This is a genomic window from Streptomyces sp. NPDC005281 (genome assembly GCF_040607495.1).
GTDB lineage: Bacteria > Actinomycetota > Actinomycetes > Streptomycetales > Streptomycetaceae > Streptomyces.
Window position 1 is genome coordinate 163,510 of record NZ_JBEXGX010000008.1, and the last position, 23,595, is coordinate 187,104.

The window sequence follows — 23,595 nt, forward strand, 5'->3', positions numbered from 1 at the left end:
GGTCGCGGTCGGCGTTGTCAGTGGGGCGGTCCACAATGGTGCGCGTCAGAACCCGTTCATGCCCCGGCAGAGACCGTGAAGGAGCCGCAGCAGCGATGGCCCGCCGTAGCACGAAGACCCCGCCGCCCGACGACTCGTACGAGGAGAAGATCCTCGACATCGACGTCGTGGACGAGATGCAGGGCTCCTTCCTCGAATACGCGTACTCGGTCATCTACTCGCGAGCCCTGCCCGACGCCCGAGACGGCCTGAAGCCGGTTCACCGTCGCATCGTGTACCAGATGAACGAGATGGGCCTGCGCCCCGACCGCGGCTATGTGAAGTGCGCCCGTGTCGTCGGCGAGGTCATGGGTAAGCTGCACCCGCACGGCGACGCGTCGATCTACGACGCCCTGGTGCGTCTGGCGCAGCCCTTCTCCATGCGTGTGCCCCTGGTCGACGGCCACGGCAACTTCGGCTCGCTCGGCAACGACGACCCGCCGGCCGCGATGCGTTACACCGAGGCCCGGATGGCCGACGCGACGTCGCTCATGACGGAGTCGATCGACGAGGACACCGTCGACTTCACGCCCAACTACGACGGCCAGGAGCGGGAGCCGGTGGCTCTCCCCGCCGCCTTCCCGAACCTCCTGGTCAACGGCTCGTCGGGGATCGCCGTCGGCATGGCCACCAACATGCCGCCGCACAACCTCGGCGAGGTCATCGCCGCCGCCCGGCACCTCATCCGCTACCCGGGCGCCGACCTCGAGACGCTGATGAAGCATGTCCCGGGCCCGGACCTGCCCACCGGCGGCCGGATCGTCGGCCTCTCCGGGATCAGGGACGCGTACGAGTCGGGCCGCGGCACCTTCAAGATCCGCGCCACGGTGTCCGTGGAGGACGTCACGGCGCGCCGCAAGGGCATCGTCGTCACCGAACTGCCCTTCGCCGTCGGTCCCGAGAAGGTGATCTCCAAGATCAAGGACCTGGTCGGCTCGAAGAAGCTCCAGGGCATCGCCGACGTCAAGGACCTCACCGACCGTGCGCACGGCCTGCGCCTGGTCATCGAGATCAAGAACGGCTTCGTGCCGGAGGCCGTCCTCGAACAGCTCTACAAGCTGACGCCGATGGAGGAGTCCTTCGGCATCAACAACGTGGCCCTGGTGGACGGCCAGCCGCTCACCCTGGGCCTCAAGGAGCTGCTGGAGGTCTACCTCGACCACCGCTTCGAGGTCGTACGCCGCCGCAGCGAGTTCCGCCGCACCAAGAAGCGCGACCGGCTGCACCTGGTCGAGGGGCTCCTCGTCGCCCTCCTGGACATCGACGAGGTCATCCGCCTCATCCGCTCCAGCGACAACTCGGCGCAGGCCAAGGAGCGCCTGATCGAGCACTTCTCGCTCTCCGAGATCCAGACGCAGTACATCCTGGACACGCCGCTGCGCCGCCTCACCCGGTTCGACCGCATCGAGCTGGAGTCGGAGCGCGACCGCCTCAACGGCGAGATCGACGAGCTGACCGGCATCCTGGATTCGGACGCCGAGCTGCGCAAGCTGGTCTCCGGCGAACTGGCCGCGGTGGCCAAGAAGTTCGGCACCGACCGCCGGACCGTGCTCCTGGAGTCCGCGGGCAGCCCCGCCCCCACGGTCTCGCTCCAGGTCGCCGACGACCCGTGCCGGATCCTGCTGTCCTCGACGGGACTGCTTGCGCGTACGGCGACGGGTGACCCCTTCGGGGAGGACCCGGACGGCAAGCGCACCAAGCACGATGTGATCGTCTCCGCGGTGCCCGCGACGGCACGCGGCGAGATCGGTGCGGTGACATCCCTCGGCCGTCTCCTGCGCCTGAACGTGATCGATCTCCCGCGGCTGCCGGAGACGGCGTCGGCGCCCAATCTCTCCGGGGGCGCTCCGGTCTCGGAGTTCCTGTCCTCCCTGGAGCCGAACGAGACGGTGATCTGCCTGACGACGCTCGACGAGTCGTCGCCGGGCCTCGCGATCGGCACGGAGCAGGGTGTCGTCAAGCGTGTGGTGCCCGACTACCCCTCGAACAAGGAGGAGTTGGAGGTCATCACGCTCAAGGACGGCGACCGGATCGTCGGTGCCGTGGAGCTGCGCACCGGCGAGGAGGACCTGGTCTTCATCACGGACGACGCCCAGTTGCTGCGCTACCAGGCCTCGCAGGTACGTCCGCAGGGCCGTGCGGCGGGCGGCATGGCGGGCGTCAAGCTGACGGACGGCGCGAAGGTGATCTCGTTCAACGCGGTCGACCCGGCCGTCGAAGCGGTGGTGTTCACGGTGGCGGGTTCACGCGGGACGCTGGACGACTCCGTCCAGACCACGGCCAAGCTGACTCCCTTCGACCAGTATCCGCGCAAGGGCCGCGCCACGGGCGGGGTGCGCTGCCAGCGGTTCCTGAAGGGCGAGGACTGTCTGTCGCTGGCCTGGGCCGGTCCGACGCCGGGACGCGCGGCGCAGAAGACGGGCATGCCCGTCGACCTGCCGGAGATCGACCCGCGCCGTGACGGCTCGGGCGTGTCGCTGGGCAAGCCGGTGTCGGTGGTGGCCGGCCCGGTGTAGTCCGGGGCCTGCCCAGTGGGCCGACGGGCCCGGTGCGGTCCGGGTCAGCCCTCCGGGTTCGGCTCCTGTACGTAGCGGAGGACGCCCCACATGCCGTGTTCATCGGCATGCGGGGCGTCCTCCTTGCATGCCTCCAGCTCCTTGGCCAGCGCCACCGTGTCGATGCCGGAGCCGATGAGGACGAGCTGGGTGAGCCGCTCGCCGGCATCGGCCCAGGGCTCCGGGTAGAAGCGCAGGAACCGCCCGACGGCATGCACGGCATACCGGTTGCGGGGGTCCTGGACGCCGAAGTCGACGTAGCCCTTGATCCGGTAGAGCCCTTCGGGCCTGCTGTCGAGGAAGGCCATCAACTGCCTTGGCCCGAGCGGCACTTCGGAGCTGAAAGAGAGGGAATCGTAGGCGGAGTGCAGATGGCCGAGGTGGCCGCGCCGCTCCTGGCCACGCTCCTCACGGCCACACTCCCCCGGGCCGCCTTCCTCGCCGTCGCGCTCGTTGTCGCGCCCGCCTTCGCCCTCGTCTTCGTCTTCGTGTCTGTGGAGATCGTCGAAGGACAGCTGTCCGATGCGCTCTTCGCTGGGCCGGCAGTCGAAGAGGAACTCCGGATCGATCCGGCCGTAGACGGCGGGAACGACCGCCGCGCGGTCGGTGAGGTCCTGGACGACACCCAGCAACCGCCGGTCGTCGTCGGCCCGGTCGATCTTGTTGACGACGACGAGATCGGCGAGGGCGAGATGCCGGTCGATCTCGGGATGCTTCTCGCGTGTACCGGCGAACTCGGCGGCGTCGACGACCTCGACCAGCCCTCCGTAAACGATCCCCGGGTGCTCGCTGGCGAGAACCATGCGCACGAGTTCCTGGGGCTCCGCGAGCCCACTCGCCTCGATGACGATGACATCGATCCGGGCGGAGGGTTGAGCGAGCCGATCAAGATATTGATCAAGTTCGGTGACATCGACCGCACAGCACAGACACCCGTTGCCGAGCGAGACGGTGGAGTCGCCGAGCGCGCCGGCCACCGCCATCGCGTCGATCTCGATCGCGCCGAAGTCGTTGACGACGGCTCCGATGCGACTGCCACCGCTGCGGTGCAGGAGATGGTTGAGCAGTGTGGTCTTGCCGGAACCCAGGAAGCCGGCGAGAACGATGACCGGAATCTGGCGGGTACTCGACCGACTCACCATGCGCCCTCTCTGAACCTGTGCGCGCACCGGCTCACGGGACCGGCGCTCACGCGGGGAATGAATGTCCACCCAGCATACGAGTGGGTGGAATCGCCCCGAAGTGAACGATTGTTAGCAGCGCTCGCGGGGCACACGTTGGACATGGCGCCGATGGATGCGACCCGCACATCCCTCCGTGCGCCTCCTCTCCGCCTCCCTGCCGATCAGAGCCGCTCGGCGACACTGGGAGGCGGCAAGCGCACCGCCCACCGCTCGCCGGTCCGCTTCCTGTCGCCCCACAACCGACGACCGGCGGACGGTCGCCTGATTCGGGGGTTGACATGGCCACACAGAGTTCCGCGATACGGAGGCTCGGCTCAGCCGCTTGGGCGAGCCTCGGCACCGCGGCGAACACCGTGACGGAGCGAAGCACGCGGCAGCGCCGACGTGCCGTGCTCACTGAGCAGCACCGACTCCATTTCGACCTGATGTGCAAAGCCATGGACGATCCCGCCCTCGCCGCGGTTCTCAACACCTACGAGACCGAGATCGGGCCCGAGAAGCAGCGTCAGTACCTCTTCGCGAACGCCTTGTACATCAACGCCCTGTACTTCCACCGGATCGGGGCGCTCACCCGGGCGGAGCTCCACGGACACTTTCGCATCATCTGCCAGAACCCGATCTTCAGGGAGTACTGGGCGGCGACGGAGCATCACCGCAAGAGCCTGCCCGACTCCTCTGATGAGGCTCAACTGGGCCGGATGATGGACACGCTGATCCAGGATCAGGCGGATGCGGACGCCGACGAGTGGTGGGTCGTCGGTGAGCCGGATGAGGCATAGCCCTGACACGTCTGGACTCGACCGCTAGCCTCACACTCGGGGGCCGTGCCTCGCGCGCCCCTCCCACACCCACATGCACCATCGTCGCCCAACCCCCTCATACCACCCCTGTTCACGCGAGGCTGCCCAGATTCACTCCGCTGCCTGCCGCGCTTTGAGCACAACAGGACACCAGAACCCGCTAGGTTTGCCGCCAGCTCAGTGCTCAGACTCTGAGCACTCCGGCCGAACACCCCTGCGCTCGGAGAACTCTGCCTCCGGTCGGTCACCTCCGCTCGGAGTTCACCACTCCGAGGGAAGCCGCTCGGAAGACATCCCTCACCGCGATTCCCGAGCCATCAGATTGGTACTACTCCGTGAAGATCGTGCGACGTGTCGGGGCTACTCCACGCGAGCGCGGCAGCGCTTCTGGCCAGTCCTGCCCCGACATCTTCGAGCTCAGTGACGGCAGTTTCGCTGTCATTGGGCGCGAGGCCACCCTGGAGCTCGACCCCGAGCTCCCGCCCGACGCCGCACGGGCCGACTACGAGCGGATCGTGGTCATCACGCGCGAGACCCTGTTGCGCGCGAAGAAAGACATCCCGGATGTCTGACACCGGGACAGAACTCGCCCACGGAGCAGCGAGAGCCTGGCAGCATGCCAGCGGACAGGCCGATTCCCCGCTTTCAGCCCATTTAGATCTCTTCACACCCTTTTGATTCATTTCAAGCGAATCCTTTCGACCTAGGCGCAGTGCCCGGCATCATCGCGGTGCCGGGCCCTTCACCTACGGCTCACGAGCCCGGTCATCGCCGACAGCAGCAGGGGCCTGGAACTCGTCAACTGCACACCGGCCTCACGCGGCAGATGGCACCGCCACCGGCGGAACCGGTCCCACGTAGCGAGCCGCCGGGCGGATTATCTTCGAGTCCTCCGCCTGCTCCATGATGTTCGCGCTCCAGCCGACCACGCGGGCCGCGGCGAAGGTGGGGGTGAACATCTCGCGGGGCAGCCCGCAGAGTTCCATGACCACACCGGCGTAGAACTCCACATTGGTGTGCAGCTCGCGGCCCGGCTTGAGTTCGGCCAGGATCTCCTCCACCTGGCGCTCCACTTCGACCGCGAAGTCCACGAGCGGGCCTCCGAACCCCTGAGCCATTCCCCGGAGCATCCGCGATCGTGGGTCCTCCGTGCGGTAGACCGGGTGCCCGAAGCCCATGATGCGCTCGCCGGCCAGGACGCGTTCGCGGATCCAGGAGTCGATGCGGTCAGGGGTCCCGATCGCGTCAAGGGTGTCCAGAGCGCGGCTGGGGGCACCGCCGTGAAGAGGGCCGGAGAGCGCCCCGACCGCGCCCACGAGACAGGCCGCCACGTCCGCGCCGGTGGAAGCGATCACCCGCGCCGTGAACGTTGACGCATTGAATCCATGGTCAATGGTTGAGATGAGGTATTGCTCGATCGCACGGGCCCGGGCGGCGTCCGGTTCCGAACCCGTCAACATGTACAGGTAGTTGGCGGCGTAGCCCAGGTCCTCCCGCGGCTCCACCGGTTCCAGCCCCTGCCCGATCCGGTGGAACGCGGTGAGCAGTGTCGGCACGGCCGCCGTCGCCGCCAGGCCGTCGTCGAGGCGGCGCCCGGCGTCGATGTCGTACACCGGACGGAACCCCAGGGAGGCTCCGAGCAGCGACAACGCGGTACGCAGCCCGGCGAGGGGTCCCGACGGCCCGGTCGCCGCCGCGATCGCGGGCAGCGCAGCGCGCACGTCGTCCGGCAGCCGGCGCAGCCGGGCGGTCCGCGCGGTGAAGGCGGCACGGCGAGCGGCGTCGGGCAGCTCACCGTGGGCCAGCAGATGCCAGACCTCCTCGAAGCCGCAGGCCTGCGCGAGGTCGACGGCCGAGTACTGGCGGTAGTGGTAGAAGCCCTCGAGTCCCCTGACGTCACCCAGTTCGGTGTCGGTGACGACGACGCCCGCGAGACCTCGCGGCACCTCGGCAGTCACATCGACAGAGGTGGACGCGGCTTGGTTGATCGGCATGTTTCCTCCCTGGACTTGATTTGACTGTCCATGCTTGACTCGATAACTGTCAACATTGATTCAATCAATATGCCGATCCACAGATACGGTGGCGCTCATGAGGGATCGAGAAGCGGCGACGCCTGCACACGAGGGCCGACGGCTCAGCACCAAGGAGACCGCCGAACTGCTCGGCGTGAAGCCGGAGACCGTGTACGCGTATGTGAGCCGCGGTCAGCTCAGCAGCAGACGTGAGCCGGGAGGGCGCGGGAGCACGTTCGACGCCAAGGAGGTCGAGGCCCTCGCCCGGCGCAACAGACGTGAAGGCAGCGGCAGTTCGGGGGCCGGCGGCGAGCTCTCCGTCCGCACCCGCATCACGTTGATCGACAAGGACCGGTACTACTTCCGGGGCGTCGACGCGACGGAACTGGCCGAGCGGTACTCCTACGAGGAGATCGCCGAATGGCTGTGGACCGGCGAACTGCGCCCCGGCGTCACGTTCACGGCCCCTGAGGCATCCGTGGCCGCCGCCCGGCGCGCCGTCGACGCCCTGCCCGAGCACAGCGGCCCGACCGACCGGCTGCGCGTCGCGGCGGTCGCCGCGGCGGCCGCCGACCCGCTGCGCTTCGACCTCTCCGAGAACGCCGTCCTCGGCACCGGGCGCACCCTCATTCCCACCCTCGTCGCCGCGCTGCCCACCATGCGGCACGACCACCACGACGAGGGTCCGCTGGCTCACCGGCTGTGGGCACGGCTGAGCGGACGTACACCCGACGACGCGTCACTGCGGGTGCTGGACACGGCACTCGGGCTGCTCGTCGACCACGATCTGGCCGCCTCGACGCTGGCGGTCCGGGTCGCGGCGTCGGCCCGCGCCCACGCGTACGCGGCGGTGTCCGCGGGCCTGGGCGTCCTCGAAGGCCCCCTGCACGGAGCTGCCAGCGGGCTCGCGCACCGGCTGCTGCTGGACGTCCTCGACCAGGGCACGGCCGCTCCCGTGGTCAGCGACGAACTGCGCGCCGGGCGCCGTGTCCCCGGACTCGGCCATCGGCTCTACCCCGGCGAGGATCCACGCGCGCGTGCCCTGTTCGCCCTCCTGGAGAACGTGCCCACCGCCGCGCCCGCACTCGCGGCCGCCCATGACGTGGTGACGACCACGGCCCGGCACACACCGCTGCACGCCAATGTCGATCTCGCGCTGGCCGTCTTCACGGTCTCCTCCGGCATGCCGGCCTCGGCCGGAGAGACGATCTTCGCCGTCGCCCGCACGGCGGGCTGGATCGCCCACACCCTGGAGGAGTACGCGGAACGGCCCTTGCGGATGCGGCCGAGCGGGCACTACGTGGGCGCGCGGCCGCCCCAGCCGCTCCCTCGCTAGACAGCGCGCGCCGAGCGCGGGGAAAGGAATCCGAGCGCGCCCTTCGGGCGCCGCCTCCCCACCCGCGCTTCCGCACACCCGGCCAAGCGCCCGGACCACCCCTGACGCGCTCCCTGGAGGAGGCGGGAAGTCGCCCCGGGCGAAGTCAGGTTAGGCTCACCTCTGTGAGTACGTGCACGACCGTGTCGCGGCAGCTCGACGAGCCCCTCTCCGGGACCGCGGCCACCGCGAGGACATGGCTGCTCATCGAGCAGCCCGGACCCTGGGGTGCCAAGGCGCTCACTTCGAGCCACCTGGATCCCACGCTCGGCCGCGCCCTCGAGGCGGCCGCGCAAGGCACCGGGGTGCGGATCGCGCTCATCCGGCGCCCCGGGCGCCATGCCGACTGCGGTTCGTCCGCCGAGCGGCATGTGTACGCGGCTCACACCACCCCGGGAAACGTATGGCTGCACAGCGCCACGACCCGTGATCCCGGGCAGCTGATCGACCTCGACCTCGCCGCGCTCGGCGCGGGTGATCCGCGCTCCTTCGACGAGGTTCTCCAGGGCCGGCCCCACGCCGGGGATCCGCTGGCCCTCGTCTGCACCAACGGCAAGCGCGACCGCTGCTGCGCGCTGCTCGGCCGCCCCCTGGCCGCGGAACTGGCCGTCTCCGGCCTCGGCGGGGTCTGGGAGGTCACCCATCTGGGCGGTCATCGCTTCTCGCCCACCGTGCTGATCCTGCCGTACGGGTACGCGTACGGACGTGCCGAGGCCCACGCCGTCAAGGAGATCCTCCAGGGCGTCCAGGAGGGCCGGATCATCACTGACGGGTGTCGTGGGAACTCCGCCTGGGAACGGCCCGGCCAGGCGGCCGAACTGGCCGTACGGACGGCTTCGCGGGAGCACGCCGCCAATGTCCTGACGGTGATCCGCACGGACGGAACCGCGCCGCGCTGGGAGGTGACCGTCGCCCACTCCGACGGCCGCCTGTGGCGGGTCGTCGTCGCCCAGGGCGCCTCGCTGCCGCCCCGCCCGGAGAGCTGCGGTTCGGCACTGGGCTCACCCGCGCGGATGGACGTGGTGGCTGTACGACAGTTGGAGGAGACGGCCGTCGCCGTGGCCTGCTGAGGGCCCGGGTCCCGGGTCCCGGCGGACCCTGGTGCGTCGCACGGACCGGCGAGGAGCCGCGGTGGGCTCCTCGCAGCCGGATGTGTGCCGCTGTGATGGGCTCCGCGGAACCGGATGCGCGACGCCATGGCGGGCTCCCCGCATCCGGATGCCTGACGCCATAGTGGGCGCCCCCCTAACCGGATACGCGACGCCGTAGTGGGCTACCTGCATCCGGATGCGTGACACCGTGGCGACTCACCTGCCTCAACCGTTGATCAAGAGATCCACGCCACACTCCCTTCGGACGGACGCGACCGCCCCCGTACCGTCATGGGCATGAGCCCTACTCCCCCCGCACGACGACTGCGCCTCGGTCTGCCGCGGCGGGTGTTCGCCCAGGTGCTGCTGATGCAGATCGCGATCGCGGTGGGAGTCGCCGTGCTCGCCACCGGCCTGTTCCTGGCGCCGCTGAGCGCGCAACTGGACGACCAGGCCATGCGGCGTGCCCTGGCGATCGCGCAGACCACGGCCGCCCAGCCGCAGATAGCCGTGGACCTCCAGAGGACAGCCCCCTCCAGGACCGGACCCGTGCAGGTCGAGGCCGAGCGGATACGGAAGGCGAGCGACGCCGACTACGTCGTCGTGATGAACATGCGGGGCATCCGCTGGTCGCACAGAGCTCCCGCCCAGATCGGCAAGAAGGTATCGACGAGCCCGGACCTGGCCTTGTCCGGCAAGGACGTCATGGAGATCGACACCGGCACTCTGGGTCGTTCCGCACGGGGCAAGGTTCCGCTGCGTGACGCCGACGACCGGATCGTCGGCGCGGTCTCGGTCGGTATCAAGTACGACAGTGTGCGGGCCCGGCTGATCGACGCGATCCCGGGCTTGTTCGCGTACGCCGGTGGGGCCATGGCCGTCGGCGCGCTGGCCGCGTATCTGATCTCCCGCAGGGTTCAACGTCAGACGCGTGACCTGGCCTTCTCCGATATCTCGGCGCTGCTGGAGGAGCGTGAGGCGATGCTGCACGGCATCCGGGAGGGTGTGGTCGCCCTCGATCGAGTCGGTCGCGTACGCCTTCTGAACGACGAGGCGCAGCGGTTGCTCGGAGTCGGCGCCGAGGCCATCGGGCAGTCGCTCGACGAGGCGCTGGGTCAGGGCCGTACGACGGATGTGCTGGCGGGGCGGGTCACCGGCACGGACCTGCTCACCGTACGAGGCCAGCGCGTCCTGGTCGCCAACCGGATGCCGACCGAGGACGGCGGCGCCGTCGCCACCTTGCGCGACCGGACCGAACTGGAGCAGCTCGGCCGGGAACTCGATTCCACGCACGGGCTGATCGACGCCCTGAGAGCCCAGGACCATGAGCACGCCAATCGGATGCACACGCTCCTGGGGCTGCTCGAACTGGAGATGTACGACGACGCCGTGGAGTTCGTCGGGGAGGTGGTCGGTGACCACAGGGTCACCGCGGAGCAGGTCACCGAGAAGATCCACGATCCGCTGCTCGCCGCCCTCCTGGTCGGCAAGGCGACCGTGGCGACCGAGCGTGGCGTGGCGCTGTGGATCTCGGACCGGACGCTGCTGCCGGACCGGCTGGTCGACCCGCGCGGGCTCGTCACCGTGGTCGGCAACCTCGTCGACAACGCGCTCGACGCCGTCGCGGGTACACCGCACGCGCGCGTGGAGGTCGAGCTGCGCGCCGAGAGGCGAACCGCCGTGCTGTGGGTACGGGACACGGGGCCCGGTATCCCTGAGGAACGGCGGGAGTTGATCTTCACGGACGGCTGGAGCACCAAGCAGCCGCCCGCGCACGGCAAGCGCGGAATCGGCCTCTCCCTGGTACGGCGTCTCGCCGAACGGCAGGGCGGCAGCGCGGAGGTGGCCGACGCGGACGGCGGCGGCGCGGAGTTCAGGGTCGTCCTGCCGGAGGCGCTGACGGACCCGTCGCTCGCGCCGATGGACGCCACCGGAGGCAGCGGAGACATCGGGGGCACCGGGGCCGTTGGGACCGTTGGGCCTGCCCACGGGGAGTTGTGATGATCGAGGTCCTGGTCGTGGACGACGACACGCGGGTCGCGCGCGTCAACGCCGCCTACGTGGAGAGGGTTCCGGGTTTCCGTGTCGTGGGGCAGGCGCACAGCGCGGCCGAGGCGCTGCGCCTGATCGAGGCGCTGCCGCACCCGGACCTGGTTCTCATGGACCACCATCTGCCGGACGAGACGGGTCTCGCGGTCGTGCAGGAGATGCGCGGACGGGGTCATCAGATCGATGTGATCATGGTGACCGCGGCGCGTGACCTGACGACCGTCAGGGCCGCGTTGCGGCAGGGCGTATTCCAGTACCTGGTGAAGCCGTTCTCGTTCGCCACGCTGCGGGCGAAACTGGAGTCGTACGCGGACCTGCGGCACGCTCTCGACCGCGGCGGCACGGCCGAGCAGTCCGACGTGGACCTGATCTTCGGGGCGCTCTCCTCGGGCATGGCGCCCGACCTGCCCAAGGGGCACTCCCCTCCGACCGCCGAGCTCGTACGGGGCGCCCTGCTGGCCGCCGAGGGCTCTCTGTCCGCCCTGGAGGTCGCGGAGGAGACCGGACTGAGCCGGCAGACCGCACAGCGCTATCTGAAGCTGCTGGAGCGTACGGGGAAGGTCCGTCTGACCCTCCGGTACGGCGACGCGGGCCGCCCGGAGCACCGGTATGTCTGGGCGACCCGCGGCTGAGACACCCCCGAGGAGGCGAGAACGGCCGCCCCGCCGCTCGTACGACCGGCGGGGGTGCGCGGTCGTACGGGCGACGGGGCGGCTCGGCGCGTTCTCAGCCGAGGACGGTCAGCCGGTGGCCTTCTTGACGAACTCCGTGGTGTACGTCTTGCTCAGGTCCACGTGGGCGTTCTTGATGTTGGGGTTGAACGCCTTCAGCACCCTCTCGACGGTCTCGGGACCGTTCTCGGGCATCACGCCGTCCTCCGTGAACATCGGCAGTGTGCTCTTGATCGCCGCGGCGTAGAGCGTCTGGTTGCCCTGGGAGTAGTCGGCGGGCATCTTGGCGGCGATCTCGGAGGCGCTGTGCGAGGACATCCACCGAAGGGTCTTCACGAAGGCATTCGCCAGCTTCTGGACGGTCTCCTTGTGGCCGTTGACCCAGTCCGTCGTCATGTACAGGCTCGACGAGGGGTACGGGCCACCGAGCGCCTTCTCCGAGCCCTCGGGCGTGCGCATGTCGATGAGCACCTTGCCGAGGTTCTTCTCCATGACCGTGGCGACGGTGGGGTCCGTCGTCATGCCACCGTCGATGGCGCCCTGCTCGAGGGCGGAGACGAACGTCGGTCCGGCGCCGACGGCGACCGGCGTGAACTCGCTCACCTGCACACCGTTCTTGACGGCGAGGTACTTCGTGAGGAAGTCGGTCGATGAACCCAGGCCGGTGACGCCGAGCTTCCTGCCCTTGAAGTCCTTGGGTGAAGTGATGTCGGCCGCACGCTTGTTCGCCACGATCTCGACCTCGCCGGGTGCGTGGGAGAACTGCACGACGGACTCGACGGCCTTGCCCTTGGTCTGAAGGTCGAGCGTGTGGTCGTAGAAGCCGACAGCTCCCTGCACCTGTCCGGAGACGAGCGCGGTCTCGGCCTGGACACCGGCCGGCTCGCTGAGGAGCTCGACGTTCAGACCCGCGTCCGTGAAGTAGCCGAGCCGCTGCGTGAGCATCGCCGGCAGGTAGATGACCTTGTCCAGTCCACCGACCATGATCTTGACGTGCTCCCCCTTGCCGCCACCCCCGCCGTTGCCGGAGTCGGCCGTCGTGCTCGCCGCGTCATTGGCGCAGGCGGTGAGCGAGGTGAGAGCGAGCAGACCGGCGGCTGCCAGCGCGGTGTATCTGGCGGTCTTGCGCATGATGGTTCACGTCCTTGTGAGTGAATGGGGAGACCGTGCGTGCGTACGGCGGGATCGGGCGTACGGGCGGGCTCGTACGCGCGTGAGGCAGAGATCGTGCGTGGTCGCCGGAGCGGATCAGCGGTCGGAGTCCGACGGCTTCCAGCGGAAGATGCGGCGTTCGCCGAACGTCAGCAGTCCTTCGGCGAGCAGAGCGACTACGGCGAGGATGACCATCGCCGCGTAGACCCCGGCCGCGTTGAAGGTGCCCTGGGACTGCGCGACGAGCAGGCCGATGCCCTTGGTCGCGCCGATGTACTCGCCGACGATCGCGCCGATGAGCGCGAAGCCGAAGCTGACATGCAGGCTGGTGAAGATCCATGAGGTGGCGGACGGGATGACGACCTGCAACGTCACCCTGCGGTCGCTCGCGCCGAGGATCCGGGCGTTGGCCACCAGGTTCCGGTCGACCTCCCGGGCGCCCTGGAAGGCGTTGAAGAACACCGGGAAGAAGACGAGCACCACGGCCGAGGCGACCTTGGAGGCGGGTCCGAGCCCGAACCAGATCATGAAGATGGGCGCCAGGACGATCCTGGGTATGGAGTTGAGCACCTTGATGTATGGACCAAGGATGTCCGCGAGCAAGGCGATCCGCCCCAGGGCGATACCGAAGAGCACGCCGGCGACCACACCGATGCCCCATCCGAGCAGCGCCTCGTGAAGCGTGTACCAGATCTGCTCACCGAGTGGACCGAGCGCGGTCCCGTGCATCACCCAGGTCTGGATCTGCTCCCAGATCTTCGAAGGCATCGAGAAGTTGAACGGGTCGATGACCTCGGCGCGCGAGAGCACCTCCCACAGGCTGAGCACCGCGACCAGGAGCAGCACCCGGGCGGTGCCCACCACGATCTTGCGACGGCGGGCGGCGCGGGCGCGGGAGTGCGCGCGGTCCGGAGTTTTGGCCGTGTCGACGGCCGGAGCGCTGAGAACCTCAGGCGACATGAGCGGCACCCCTTTCACGGGTGATGCGGACCTCTTCGCCGAGGGACTCCCAGATCTCGCGGTAGATCTCGATGAACCGCGGCTCCAGGCGCACCGATTCGACCTTGCGCGGCCGCGGCAGATCGATGTCGAAGACCTGCTTCACGGTGGCGGGGCCCGCGGTCATCACGACGACCCTGTCGGCGAGCGCGATGGACTCCTCCAGGTCGTGGGTGACGAAGACGACCGAGGCGCCCGTGCCTTCCCACAGCTCGAGCAGTTCGTCCGACATCAGCGCCCTGGTCTGCACGTCGAGCGCCGAGAAGGGCTCGTCCATCAGCAGGATCTCGGGGTCGTTGACGAAGGTGGCGGCGAGGGCGACGCGCTTGCGCTGACCACCGGAGAGCTGGTGCGGATAGCGGTCCTCGAAGGCCGCGAGCCCGACCCGCGCGAGCCATTCCCGGGCCTGTTCCTTCGCCTCGGCCTTGGGCACACCACGGAACCGGGGCCCGGCCATCACGTTGGACAGCACCGTGCGCCAGGGGAAAGTGGCGTCCTGCTGGAAGACGAAACCGACCTTGTTCCCGACGCCGGCGACCGGCTCTCCGGCGACCAGGACCTCGCCCTCGGTGGGCTCCTCAAGACCGCTCACCAGGGTCAGCGTGGTGGACTTCCCGCAGCCGGTCGGTCCGACGACAGCCACGAACTCGCCCCGGCCGACCGTCAGGTCGAGGTCCCTGACAGCTGTGTGCAAACCCCCCGACGGGGTCTTGAAGATCTTGCTCGCGCCCCGCAGCTCGATGGCGGGACTGGTGTCTGTGCTCATGGCCCGGGACCGTAGGTGTGGTGCGGGCCACAGCATCAGTCTTATGGGCGCAAGGAGTTCTTCTGCTCGCAAGGGTCTGTTGTGCTCATTTTGCTCCCGCTACAACAGCGGAGCCGAAACACGGGCGCAACAAACGCCCAGGCCTTGAGAGAAAGAGGCCCGATGATTGACGTCCTGGTCGTGGACGACGATTTCCGCGTCGCCGAGATCAACGCGAGGTACGTGAGCAAGGTTCCCGGATTCCGGGTGGCCGCCCGCGCGCACAGTGCTGCCCAGGCCCTGGCCGCGCTCGAACGCACTCCTGTGGATCTGGTGCTGCTCGACCACTATCTGCCGGACCGGACGGGCCTCGAACTCGTCCACCAGATGCGGGAGAACGGTCACCGCACCGACGTCATCATGATCACCGCGGCAAGCGATGTCGCCACCGTACGGGCGGCGATGCGCGTGGGCGCCCTGCACTACCTCATCAAACCGTTCACGTTCACCGCCCTGCGCACGCGCCTCGATTCGTACGCCGCCCTGCGCCGCACCGTCGACCGGGTGGGCGGGCATGGTGTGACGGGCCAGGAGCAGGTCGACCGGATCTTCGGGGCCCTGCGCACCGCGCCCGCGCCGTCCTCCCTCAGGCTGCCCAGCGGTCAGTCGGAGCCGACCACGGACCTGATCTGCGACGTGCTGCACCAGGCCGGTCAGCCGCTGTCGGCGCACGAGGTGGCCTTCGAGACCGGCCTGAGCCGATCCACCGCCCAGCGCTATCTGCGGCACCTGGAACAAGCGGGGCGGCTGCGCCTCTCCCTCAAGTACGGCGACACGGGGCGCCCGGAACACCGCTACGCGTGGGTGGCGCCCTGAGACGGCACTCCTCCGGCCAGGAACCACCGTCTGGATCGTGTCGCCTCAGGGCGGTCGTGCACGACGCTCGCGGCTCTCAGACGGCCCCGGCGCCGGTGAGCGCGCGGACCTCGATCTCGGCGTGCTTGGCCTCGTCCGGCGGCTCCGTCGAGGTGATGGTGCCGAGCCAGCCGGCGACGAAGCCCAGGGGGATCGAGACGAGACCCGGGTTCTGAAGCGGGAAGTACTGGAAGTCGACACCCGGGAAAAGTGATTCAGGGCTCCCCGACACCACAGGCGAGAGCAGCACGAGGAGCAGCGCGGGCACCAAGCCGCCGTATACGGCCCACACGGCGCCGCGCGTCGTGAAGGACCGCCAGAACAGGGAGTACAGCAACACCGGCAGGTTCGCGGACGCGGCGACGGCGAAGGCGAGCCCGACCAGGAAGGCCACGTTGAGGTCGCGTGCGAGGAGGCTCAGTGCGATGGCGATCATGCCGATGCCGACCGACGCGGCGCGCGCCACCGTGACCTCGCCGTGCGGTTTCGCGCGGCGGCGACGCAACGAGGCGTACAGGTCGTGGGCCACCGCCGCCGAGGATGCGAGGGTGACTCCGGCGACGACCGCGAGGATGGTGGCGAAGGCGATGGCGGCGACGATCGCGAACAGGACGGTTCCCCCTGTGGAGTCGGCCCCGCCGCCCAGGTCCAGGGCCAGCAGCGGAACGGCCGTGTTCCCCGCGGCGTTCGATCCGCGCACCGCCTCGGGACCGACGACGGCCGCCGCGGCGAAGCCCAGCACGATCGTCATCAGGTAGAAGCCGCCGATGAGCCCGATCGCCCACAGCACCGAGCGCCGGGCGGCTCGCGCGGTCGGCACGGTGTAGAAGCGCGACAGGATGTGCGGCAGCCCGGCTGTGCCGAGTACGAGCGCGAGCCCGAGGCTCATGAAGTCGAAGCGTGCCGTCCAGTCGCCGCCGTACTTCAGTCCGGGCGCGAGAAACGCCGTGCCGTGACCGCTGCGCTCCGCGGCCGTACGGAGCAGTTCGTTGATGTCCCCGTGGAACCGCACCAGGACCAGCACGGTGAGAGCGATGGCCCCGCCGATCAGCAGAACAGCCTTGACGATCTGGATCCAGGTGGTCGCCCTCATTCCCCCCATCGACACATAGATCACCATGAGCGCGCCGACACCGATCACCGTCCAGTTGCGCGCCGCGCCGCTCGTGCCTCCCAGCAGCAGCGAGACCAGACTGCCCGCACCCACCATCTGCGCCACCAGATACAGAACGGACACCACCACCGAGGACGTTCCGGCCGCGATCCGCACCGGCCGCTCTCCCATCCGGGCCGCCACGACATCGGCGAGCGTGAACCGGCCGCAGTTGCGGACCAGTTCGGCGACGAGGAAGAGAACGACCAGCCAGGCCACCAGGAATCCCACCGCGTACAGCAGACCGTCGTAGCCGTACAGGGCGATGAGTCCCGTGACACCGAGGAAGGAGGCAGCCGACATGTAGTCCCCGGAGAGCGCGAAACCGTTCTCCATCGGCGAGAACAGTCGTCCGCCGGCGTAGAACTCCTCCGCCGAGCCATGGCGGTTGCGACTCACCCATGTCGTGATGGCCAGAGTCACTGCGACGAACGCGCTGAACAGCAGCAGCGCCAGGGTCTGATGATGGCCGCTCACCGCTCACCACCCCGGGCGTTCCGCGTCATCTCCTGGGTGTCCCAGCGGAGTTCGAGCGCGGCCCGGTCCCGGCGCAGGCGCGCGTGCCGTGCGTAGGCCCATGCGAGCAGGAACGTCGTGAGGAACTGTCCGAGTCCCGCGAGCAGCGCCACGTTCACCACACCCACGACGGGCCGCGCCATGAACCCCGGCGCGGTGGTCGCGGTCACCACATAGCCCACGTACCAGGGGAAGAAGACGGCGATGGCCGGAATCACGAACCTGCGGTACCGGCCGCGCACTTCCTGGAAGGCGGCACTGCGCTGCACCTCCAAGTAGACCTGGGCGGTCGCGCCGGATCGTCCCTCGTGCTCCGAGCGGGCGGCCGGCACGGCGGGAGCGGGCGCACCCGTACCGTCCAACTCACCCCAGCCGGAAGCGAGCGCGTCGTACCAGGGGTCGTCGAACCGGACCTCCCCCGTGTCGCCGCCGTCGTGCTTCTCCACCGAACTCTCCTTGTCCGCGACCCGTTTCTGCCGCGTACCCAAGGATGTGCAGATCGGAGGGCTCTCCGACTCCTGTCTCCGTGCTCTTCACCCCATCAGGTGACCTCATCCCGCTGGCGGCCGTACGAGACCTTTCCCATAGGCGTAACGCACCGCTTGGGCACGGTCCTTGAGACCCGCCTTGGCGAAGAGATTGTTGATGTGGGTCTTCACCGTGGCCGTCGACACATGGAGCTTGCGGGCGATCTCATGGTTGCTGAGGCCCTCGGCGATCAGCAGGAGCACCTCCGTCTCGCGCGAGGTGAGCCCGTCCGGGGCCTCCGGGGGCGGGCCGGGATCCGGTTCCGGTTCCGAAAGCCGTTCCAGCAGCCGTCGCTGGATGCTCGGCGAGAGCCCCGCGTCCCCGGAGAGCACGCTCTCCACGGCCCGCACGATCTCGTCGCCTCCCGCGTCCTTGGTCAGATAGCCGCGGGCCCCGGCACGAAGCGCGGGGAACAGCGACTCGTCGTCCGCGAACGTCGTGAGCACGACGACCTGGGTCCCGGGATACTCGGCACGGATGCGCCGGGTCGCCTCGACCCCGTCGCAGCGGGGCATGCGCAGATCCATCAGCACGACGTCCGGGGCGAGTTCGGCCACCAGCTCCACCGCCTCGGCCCCGTCACCGGCCGCTCCGACGACCTCGATCCCGGGCAGCAGCCCCAGCAGCATCACGATGCCTTCGCGCACGACCGTCTGATCGTCGGCGACCACGACCCGCGCCGGTCGCCTGCCCTCCGCCTGCTCGGTCATACCGGCACCTTCAACGTCACCACGAACCCCTCCTCGCCCGGTCCGGCATGCAGCGAGCCGCCCAGCAGCTCGGCGCGCTCCCGCATGCCCAGCAGACCGTATCCGGCTCCCGAACCGCTGAGCTCGCCCGGTTTTCCACCCGAATCCCGTACATCCAGCGTCACTTCGTGCTCGCCGTAGTCCAGTGTTATGTCGATCTTGGCGCCCGGAGCGTGTTTGCGTACGTTCGTGAGCGCCTCCTGCGCGACTCGGCGCACTGCCTGGGAGGCCTCCGCGGGCAGCGGCTGACGTTCGCCGGTCACGGTGACACCGGCGCCGGCGGCGGTGGCGACGAGTTCGCCCAGGAAGTCCTCCAGCGGAGACATCTCGCCCCGGAGAGCGGAGAGTGCGTGCCGGGTCTCGGAGAGCCCCTCGCGGGCCATTCCCCGGGCCGCCACGACCCGTTCGAGGATGGTCTCCCGGTCCGCTCCTCTCTCGATGAGCAGACGTGCCGCCTCCAGGTGCACCAGTTGCGCCGAGAGACTGTGGGCCAGGACGTCGTGGATCTCCCGGGCCATCCGCGCCCGCTCCGCGAGGGCCGCCGACTCCGCCTCGGCCGCGCGGGCCGCGCGCTCCTGGGCCAGCAGGCGCAGCGCGCTCGCTCGCGACTCCGCGTCGAGACGCAGCACGTAACCCGCGAGTGCCAGCCCCGCGGTGGTGGCAGCGGTGGTCAGCCACACGTCGTTGTTGAACGCCGCGTAGGCGCCCAGCGCCACCGCCGTGGCAGGCAGGGCCGCCGCGAGAGGCAGCCGTTCGATGGCGGCGACGGCACACCCGCACATCAGAACGAGCGCCGGAATCCGGAAGCCCGCGCCGTACCCCGCGACCGCGACCGCCAGCAGCAGAACGAGCAACGCCAGGGACGGCAGCAGACGATGCTCCAGTGTGGTCCGCCAGAACCGCCATGCGAGGAACCCGCACACCGCGATTCCCGTGACGCCGCCAGCGAGCGCCCACGCGCTGAGCTCGGAGTTCGTGAGTGTCGTGACGACGAGCGTCGTGAGGACGATGGCGCGTGTGACCCAGGCGAGCGCACGGCGGGCCTTGTGCACGCCCACGCGCGCGAGTGCCTCACGAGAGGGCCAGCGCGTCCAGACGTTGTCCGTCACAGGCGCTCCTTCCACAGGACCCGGCTCCGCAGGACCCGGCGCACATCGTCACCGTACGCCGGGAACTGTCCGGCCATCGTCGGCTCCAAGGACTGCGCCCGCCAGGTCAGCAGCGCGGAACGGACCAGCAGAGTGGCCGCCAGGCCGAGCATCAGGGCCGAGGAGTTCTGGTGCACCCCGAGCAGGGCGCCGATGCCGAACAGGCCCACGCGCAAACAGATGCCCGCGATCCAGACGGCCCCGCCGGCCTTGGTGCTCCTGCTCCACACGGAGCCGTCCGGCTCCGTCCATATCCGCGTCGTCCACGCCCATCCGGCTCCGACGGCCAGCGCCGTCACCAGTTCCGCGCCCAGCAGCAGGGACGCCTCGACCTGGTGGTGCGGGTCGATCACACCGGGCTCGCGCAGCGCCACGACAGCGAGAACCGCGGGCACTATCCACCAGCGCCGGTCCGAACCGATCCGGCGCGCACCGAACTGGCGCGCGATCACCACAACGGCGACAGCGAAGATCACCACGGCATTCATGAGCCCGGACATGCACGGCCTCCGTGAGCGAGAAACGGATGTCCGCAGCGAGCGCTGCCGACCCCCTCGACGCTACGGAAATCGCCTTCCCAGCAGATCGGAGCCCGGGTGGATCGTGGGTGGATCCCCGGCACTCTCACATCTCCACCCGCGGGTGGAGCCCGCCCTTGCGCATGAAGCGTGCGGCGCGACCCAACCCCGCTTCCGCCCCCCAGCCCGTCTTCCCGCACCTGGGCTCCGCGCCCCAGCCCCCACTCCTCAGACGCCGGAGGGACCGAAAGTCACGCCGCAGCCGAGAGGCGGGCCGGAGGGAGGGCGAGCCGAAGGGGACTGAAATTCGCGCCCGTGGGGGCCGCGCCCAAGCCACCGTCCACCCGCACCTGGGATCCGGCATCCGGCGGAAGGGGCCGTGCCGGTACATCGCATGCCCGTCGCTTACGTCCGGATCGAGCAGTGGCTCCCTACAGGACCCACGTCTGATCCAACGGCGACAGGCGGATGTACCAGCGCGGCCCCGACCAACAACGCACCGTTGTGCGGCAGCCGCCCGGAGGGCTACGCGTCGATCCGCGACCGGTCAAGCGTCGCAGCCGAGCTGGAGATGAACTCCTTGCGCGGCGCCACATCGTTCCCCATCAGCAGATCGAACACCTGCTCGGACGCCTCCAGGTCGGAGATGTTGATCCGGCGCAGCGTGCGGAACCGCGGATCCATCGTCGTCTCGGCCAGCTGATCGGCGTCCATCTCGCCGAGACCCTTGTACCGCTGGATCGAGTCCTTGTAGCGCACACCCTTGCGCTGAAGCTCCAGCACCGTCTCCCGCAGCTCACGGTCCGAGTACGTGTAGACGTACTTGTCCTGCCCCTTCTTGGGCTGGCTGAGCTCGATCCGGTGCAGCGGCGGGACCGCGGCGAACACCCGCCCCGCCTCGACCATGGGCCGCATGTAGCGCTGGAACAGCGTCAGCAGCAGGATCCGGATGTGCGCGCCGTCGACATCGGCGTCGACCAGAAGAATGATCTTCCCGTAGCGCGCCGCGTCGATGTCGAAGGTCCGACCGGAGCCGGCCCCTATGACCTGGATGATCGCCCCGCACTCGGCGTTCTTCAGCATGTCCGTAACGGACGCCTTCTGAACGTTGAGGATCTTGCCCCGGATCGGCAGCAGTGCCTGGAACTCGGAGTTCCGGGCGAGCTTCGCCGTACCCAGCGCGGAGTCGCCCTCGACGATGAACAGCTCACTGCGCTCGACGTCGTCGCTGCGGCAGTCGGCGAGCTTCGCGGGCAGCGAGGAGGACTCCAGCGCCGTCTTCCGGCGCTGCGCGTCCTTGTGCTGACGGGCGGCGATCCTCGTGCGCGCGGCGGCGACGGCCTTCTCCATCACGACCCGCGCCTGCGCAGCCTCGTCCCGCTTGGCGGAGGTCAGGAACGCCTTGAGCTCCTTGGTCACCACGTTCGTCACGATGCGGCGGGCGGCCGAGGTCCCGAGGACCTCCTTCGTCTGCCCCTCGAATTGGGGTTCGGCGAGACGCACGGTGACGACGGCCGTGAGGCCCTCAAGGGCGTCGTCCTTGACGATGTCGTCCTCGGCGACCCGCAGCAGCTTCTTGGTCCGCAGGACCTCGTTCATCGTCTTGGCGACGGCCTGCTCGAAGCCGGCGACATGGGTGCCGCCCTTGGGCGTGGCGATGATGTTCACGAACGACTTCAGGTTCGTGTCGTAGCCGGTGCCCCAGCGCATCGCGACATCGACGCCCAGCTCACGGGTGACCTCGGTCGGAGTCATCTGACCGTGCTCGTCGAGGACCGGGACGGTCTCCTTGAAGCTGCCCTGCCCGGCGAAGCGGAGGACGTCGCAGACCGGCTTGTCGGCGGCCAGGAACTCGCAGAACTCGCTGATACCGCCGTCGAAGCGGAACGACTCCTCACCCTTGCTGCCGCCCTCGCCCAGCCCGAACTCGTCACGGACGACGATGGTCAGGCCCGGGACCAGGAAGGCGGTCTGGCGGGCACGCTGGTGGAGGTGCTCCAGGGAGAGCCTGGCTTCCTTGAGGAAGATCTGGCGGTCGGCCCAGTAGCGCACACGCGTGCCCGTGCGGGTCTTCGGGATCCGCTTCAGCTTGCGCAGCCCGCTCGCCGCATCGAAGGCGGCGTCGGGCCCGTCGGCCTTGAAGGTCCCCGGGGTGCCGCGGCGGAAGCTCACGGCATGGGTCTGGCCGTTGCGGTCCACCTCGACGTCCAGGCGGGCGGAGAGCGCGTTCACCACGGAGGCGCCCACACCGTGCAGACCGCCGGAGGCCGCGTACGAGCCGCCGCCGAACTTGCCGCCCGCGTGCAGCTTGGTCATGACGACCTCGACGCCGGAGAGGCCGGTCTTGGGCTCCACGTCGACGGGGATGCCACGGCCGTTGTCCCGCACCTCGACGGAGGCGTCGTCGTGCAGGATCACCTCGATGTGGTCGCAGTAGTCCCCGAGGGCCTCGTCGACGGAGTTGTCGATGATCTCCCAGAGGCAGTGCATCAGGCCACGGCTGTCGGTCGACCCGATATACATGCCCGGGCGCTTCCGCACCGCCTCGAGCCCCTCAAGGACGAGCAGGTGCCGCGCGGTGTAGTTGGAACCGTCCCGTTCTGCTCCGGTCAGCAGCGCTGTGGACGGCACGGACTTATCGGCGGTCACGCGGTTCGCTCCTCGCTGAATTTCATGGGAGACCCTTTTGGGCAAGGGCCCGGCTTCGGTTGCCGTTCAGAGGGTACCGAGGCCTGGTAGAGCCGTTGTAGCACCACCCTCGCACGAACTCACCCTAGTCCAGGATCGCATGGGTGTTCGATCCCTCGATGGAGTGAAGTACATATCACGTTCCCTTCGAGGCATGAACCATTTAGGCTCCGGGCACGTCCTCATGAACAACCGGCAATCCAGCCGGGAGGACCGACCCCCGACAGACAGCGCGAACCCGTACAGACACAAAGACACGCAATACGGCTCATTCGCCGCCAACCGGCAACAGACAGCCGGCTCGAAAGAAAATTTCGAGGAAAAGCCGCGAGCGGGAACGTTTTCGGCCTGGTTGGATGTTGACCCTGGTACGACAGCTCGTCGAGCTAGAGAAGAGGCGACGTGACTACTGTTCTGACCCCCGCGAGCCCGCTGACGGCCGCTGACCGCTGCGACCGTTGCGGCGCCCAGGCATATCTGCGCGTCGTCCTCCTGAGCGGCGGAGAACTGCTCTTCTGCGCCCACCACGGTCGCAAGTTCGAGCCGGAACTCAAGAAGATCGCCGCTGAGATACAGGACGAGACGGAGCGGCTCACGTCCGTTCCCGAGAGCGTCAACGACGAAGAACACTGACCCTTCGCATCAACGACGAGCGGGTGCCGGCGACAGGCCGGTGAGTGGGCGGTCACACCCTGGACACAGGGA

At 69.0% G+C, this 23,595-nt stretch carries 20 protein-coding genes; 9 read left to right on the forward strand and 11 right to left on the reverse strand.

The window, feature by feature from the left end; all coding sequences use genetic code 11:
* Positions 1 to 95 precede the first annotated feature (95 nt).
* Positions 96 to 2,555, forward strand: a complete 2,460-nt coding sequence (locus ABZV42_RS14110; protein WP_355981005.1) for a DNA topoisomerase IV subunit A — start codon at positions 96 to 98, stop codon at positions 2,553 to 2,555.
* A gap of 44 nt (positions 2,556 to 2,599) precedes the next feature.
* Here ABZV42_RS14110 and ABZV42_RS14115 read toward each other — a convergent pair whose 3' ends face one another.
* Positions 2,600 to 3,736, reverse strand: coding sequence for a GTP-binding protein (locus ABZV42_RS14115; RefSeq protein ID WP_356052053.1), 1,137 nt, complete (start codon positions 3,734 to 3,736; stop codon positions 2,600 to 2,602).
* A 320-nt stretch (positions 3,737 to 4,056) separates the two neighbouring features.
* Here ABZV42_RS14115 and ABZV42_RS14120 point away from each other — a divergent pair, with 320 nt between their 5' ends.
* Together ABZV42_RS14120 and ABZV42_RS14125 are read left to right on the forward strand one after the other, a co-directional pair.
* Complete coding sequence (locus ABZV42_RS14120) at positions 4,057 to 4,557, forward strand: DUF6082 family protein (RefSeq protein ID WP_355981001.1); 501 nt, start codon at positions 4,057 to 4,059, stop codon at positions 4,555 to 4,557.
* Between the two features lie 356 nt (positions 4,558 to 4,913).
* Positions 4,914 to 5,150 carry a hypothetical protein gene (locus tag ABZV42_RS14125; RefSeq protein WP_355980998.1) on the forward strand — a complete coding sequence of 79 codons (237 nt, stop codon included), beginning with the start codon at positions 4,914 to 4,916 and terminating at the stop codon, positions 5,148 to 5,150.
* 243 nt (positions 5,151 to 5,393) lie between these two features.
* Here the strand turns inward: ABZV42_RS14125 and ABZV42_RS14130 are convergent, their stop codons facing one another.
* Positions 5,394 to 6,572: a citrate synthase/methylcitrate synthase gene (locus tag ABZV42_RS14130; RefSeq protein ID WP_355980995.1), complete on the reverse strand. Its 1,179-nt coding sequence runs from the start codon at positions 6,570 to 6,572 to the stop codon at positions 5,394 to 5,396.
* A 97-nt stretch (positions 6,573 to 6,669) separates the two neighbouring features.
* On the opposite strand from ABZV42_RS14130, the gene ABZV42_RS14135 reads away from it, so the two are divergent.
* The 4 genes from ABZV42_RS14135 (at position 6,670) to ABZV42_RS14150 (ending at position 11,740) form a co-directional block, all read left to right on the forward strand.
* On the forward strand, positions 6,670 to 7,929 hold the full coding sequence (locus tag ABZV42_RS14135; protein ID WP_355980992.1) for a citrate synthase: 1,260 nt from the start codon (positions 6,670 to 6,672) through the stop codon (positions 7,927 to 7,929).
* A 164-nt stretch (positions 7,930 to 8,093) separates the two neighbouring features.
* Entirely contained in the window at positions 8,094 to 9,038 is a 945-nt protein-coding gene (locus ABZV42_RS14140; protein WP_356052055.1) for a sucrase ferredoxin, read from the forward strand.
* Positions 9,039 to 9,356: 318 nt separating this feature from the next.
* The gene (locus ABZV42_RS14145) at positions 9,357 to 11,060 is read left to right on the forward strand and encodes a sensor histidine kinase (RefSeq protein ID WP_356052057.1); all 1,704 of its coding nucleotides are present in this window, start codon (positions 9,357 to 9,359) and stop codon (positions 11,058 to 11,060) included.
* Positions 11,060 to 11,740 (forward strand): response regulator, encoded by a 681-nt coding sequence (locus ABZV42_RS14150; protein WP_355980984.1) that lies wholly within the window; start codon positions 11,060 to 11,062, stop codon positions 11,738 to 11,740. The genes ABZV42_RS14145 and ABZV42_RS14150 overlap by 1 nt, the downstream gene beginning before the upstream one ends.
* Before the next feature lie 108 nt (positions 11,741 to 11,848).
* On the opposite strand, the gene ABZV42_RS14155 is transcribed toward ABZV42_RS14150, so the two are convergent.
* The 3 genes from ABZV42_RS14155 to ABZV42_RS14165 form a co-directional block, all read right to left on the reverse strand.
* On the reverse strand, positions 11,849 to 12,910 hold the full coding sequence (locus ABZV42_RS14155; protein WP_355980982.1) for an ABC transporter substrate-binding protein: 1,062 nt from the start codon (positions 12,908 to 12,910) through the stop codon (positions 11,849 to 11,851).
* Between the two features lie 117 nt (positions 12,911 to 13,027).
* On the reverse strand, positions 13,028 to 13,891 hold the full coding sequence (locus ABZV42_RS14160; protein ID WP_355980979.1) for an ABC transporter permease: 864 nt from the start codon (positions 13,889 to 13,891) through the stop codon (positions 13,028 to 13,030).
* The gene (locus tag ABZV42_RS14165; RefSeq protein WP_355980977.1) at positions 13,881 to 14,696 is read right to left on the reverse strand and encodes an ABC transporter ATP-binding protein; all 816 of its coding nucleotides are present in this window, start codon (positions 14,694 to 14,696) and stop codon (positions 13,881 to 13,883) included. Before ABZV42_RS14165 ends, ABZV42_RS14160 begins: the two co-directional genes overlap by 11 nt.
* 162 nt (positions 14,697 to 14,858) lie before the next feature.
* On the opposite strand from ABZV42_RS14165, the gene ABZV42_RS14170 reads away from it, so the two are divergent.
* Positions 14,859 to 15,551, forward strand: coding sequence for a response regulator (locus ABZV42_RS14170; protein WP_356052059.1), 693 nt, complete (start codon positions 14,859 to 14,861; stop codon positions 15,549 to 15,551).
* Positions 15,552 to 15,627: 76 nt separating this feature from the next.
* Here ABZV42_RS14170 and ABZV42_RS14175 read toward each other — a convergent pair whose 3' ends face one another.
* The 6 genes from ABZV42_RS14175 to ABZV42_RS14200 all read right to left on the reverse strand — a co-directional run bounded on the left by ABZV42_RS14175 (position 15,628) and on the right by ABZV42_RS14200 (position 22,851).
* Positions 15,628 to 17,220: a cation acetate symporter gene (locus ABZV42_RS14175; protein ID WP_355980971.1), complete on the reverse strand. Its 1,593-nt coding sequence runs from the start codon at positions 17,218 to 17,220 to the stop codon at positions 15,628 to 15,630.
* A complete protein-coding gene (locus ABZV42_RS14180; protein ID WP_355980968.1) occupies positions 17,217 to 17,705 on the reverse strand; it encodes a DUF485 domain-containing protein in 489 nt (162 codons plus the stop codon). The genes ABZV42_RS14175 and ABZV42_RS14180 overlap by 4 nt, the downstream gene beginning before the upstream one ends.
* A gap of 105 nt (positions 17,706 to 17,810) precedes the next feature.
* Positions 17,811 to 18,497 (reverse strand): response regulator transcription factor, encoded by a 687-nt coding sequence (locus tag ABZV42_RS14185; RefSeq protein WP_355980965.1) that lies wholly within the window; start codon positions 18,495 to 18,497, stop codon positions 17,811 to 17,813.
* Positions 18,494 to 19,645, reverse strand: a complete 1,152-nt coding sequence (locus ABZV42_RS14190) for a histidine kinase (RefSeq protein ID WP_355980962.1) — start codon at positions 19,643 to 19,645, stop codon at positions 18,494 to 18,496. The genes ABZV42_RS14185 and ABZV42_RS14190 overlap by 4 nt, the downstream gene beginning before the upstream one ends.
* Positions 19,642 to 20,184 (reverse strand): DUF1453 domain-containing protein, encoded by a 543-nt coding sequence (locus ABZV42_RS14195; RefSeq protein ID WP_355980959.1) that lies wholly within the window; start codon positions 20,182 to 20,184, stop codon positions 19,642 to 19,644. The genes ABZV42_RS14190 and ABZV42_RS14195 overlap by 4 nt, the downstream gene beginning before the upstream one ends.
* A 543-nt stretch (positions 20,185 to 20,727) precedes the next feature.
* On the reverse strand, positions 20,728 to 22,851 hold the full coding sequence (locus ABZV42_RS14200; RefSeq protein ID WP_356052061.1) for a DNA topoisomerase IV subunit B: 2,124 nt from the start codon (positions 22,849 to 22,851) through the stop codon (positions 20,728 to 20,730).
* A 441-nt stretch (positions 22,852 to 23,292) separates the two neighbouring features.
* Here ABZV42_RS14200 and ABZV42_RS14205 point away from each other — a divergent pair, with 441 nt between their 5' ends.
* On the forward strand, positions 23,293 to 23,523 hold the full coding sequence (locus ABZV42_RS14205) for a hypothetical protein (protein WP_266763423.1): 231 nt from the start codon (positions 23,293 to 23,295) through the stop codon (positions 23,521 to 23,523).
* Positions 23,524 to 23,595: the final 72 nt, after the last annotated feature.

Excerpts from the sequence above, each read along its gene's own strand:
- ABZV42_RS14145 (WP_356052057.1), top strand. The coding sequence starts at position 9,357 with ATGAGCCCTACTCCCCCCGCACGACGACTGCGCCTCGGTCTGCCGCGG.
- ABZV42_RS14110 (WP_355981005.1), top strand. The coding sequence starts at position 96 with ATGGCCCGCCGTAGCACGAAGACCCCGCCGCCCGACGACTCGTACGAG.
- ABZV42_RS14135 (WP_355980992.1), top strand. The coding sequence starts at position 6,670 with ATGAGGGATCGAGAAGCGGCGACGCCTGCACACGAGGGCCGACGGCTC.
- ABZV42_RS14130 (WP_355980995.1), bottom strand. The coding sequence starts at position 6,572 with ATGCCGATCAACCAAGCCGCGTCCACCTCTGTCGATGTGACTGCCGAG.
- ABZV42_RS14120 (WP_355981001.1), top strand. The coding sequence starts at position 4,057 with ATGGCCACACAGAGTTCCGCGATACGGAGGCTCGGCTCAGCCGCTTGG.
- ABZV42_RS14170 (WP_356052059.1), top strand. The coding sequence starts at position 14,859 with ATGATTGACGTCCTGGTCGTGGACGACGATTTCCGCGTCGCCGAGATC.
- ABZV42_RS14115 (WP_356052053.1), bottom strand. The coding sequence starts at position 3,736 with ATGGTGAGTCGGTCGAGTACCCGCCAGATTCCGGTCATCGTTCTCGCC.
- ABZV42_RS14160 (WP_355980979.1), bottom strand. The coding sequence starts at position 13,891 with ATGTCGCCTGAGGTTCTCAGCGCTCCGGCCGTCGACACGGCCAAAACT.
- ABZV42_RS14150 (WP_355980984.1), top strand. The coding sequence starts at position 11,060 with ATGATCGAGGTCCTGGTCGTGGACGACGACACGCGGGTCGCGCGCGTC.
- ABZV42_RS14185 (WP_355980965.1), bottom strand. The coding sequence starts at position 18,497 with ATGACCGAGCAGGCGGAGGGCAGGCGACCGGCGCGGGTCGTGGTCGCC.
- ABZV42_RS14195 (WP_355980959.1), bottom strand. The coding sequence starts at position 20,184 with ATGTCCGGGCTCATGAATGCCGTGGTGATCTTCGCTGTCGCCGTTGTG.
- ABZV42_RS14155 (WP_355980982.1), bottom strand. The coding sequence starts at position 12,910 with ATGCGCAAGACCGCCAGATACACCGCGCTGGCAGCCGCCGGTCTGCTC.
- ABZV42_RS14165 (WP_355980977.1), bottom strand. The coding sequence starts at position 14,696 with ATGAGCACAGACACCAGTCCCGCCATCGAGCTGCGGGGCGCGAGCAAG.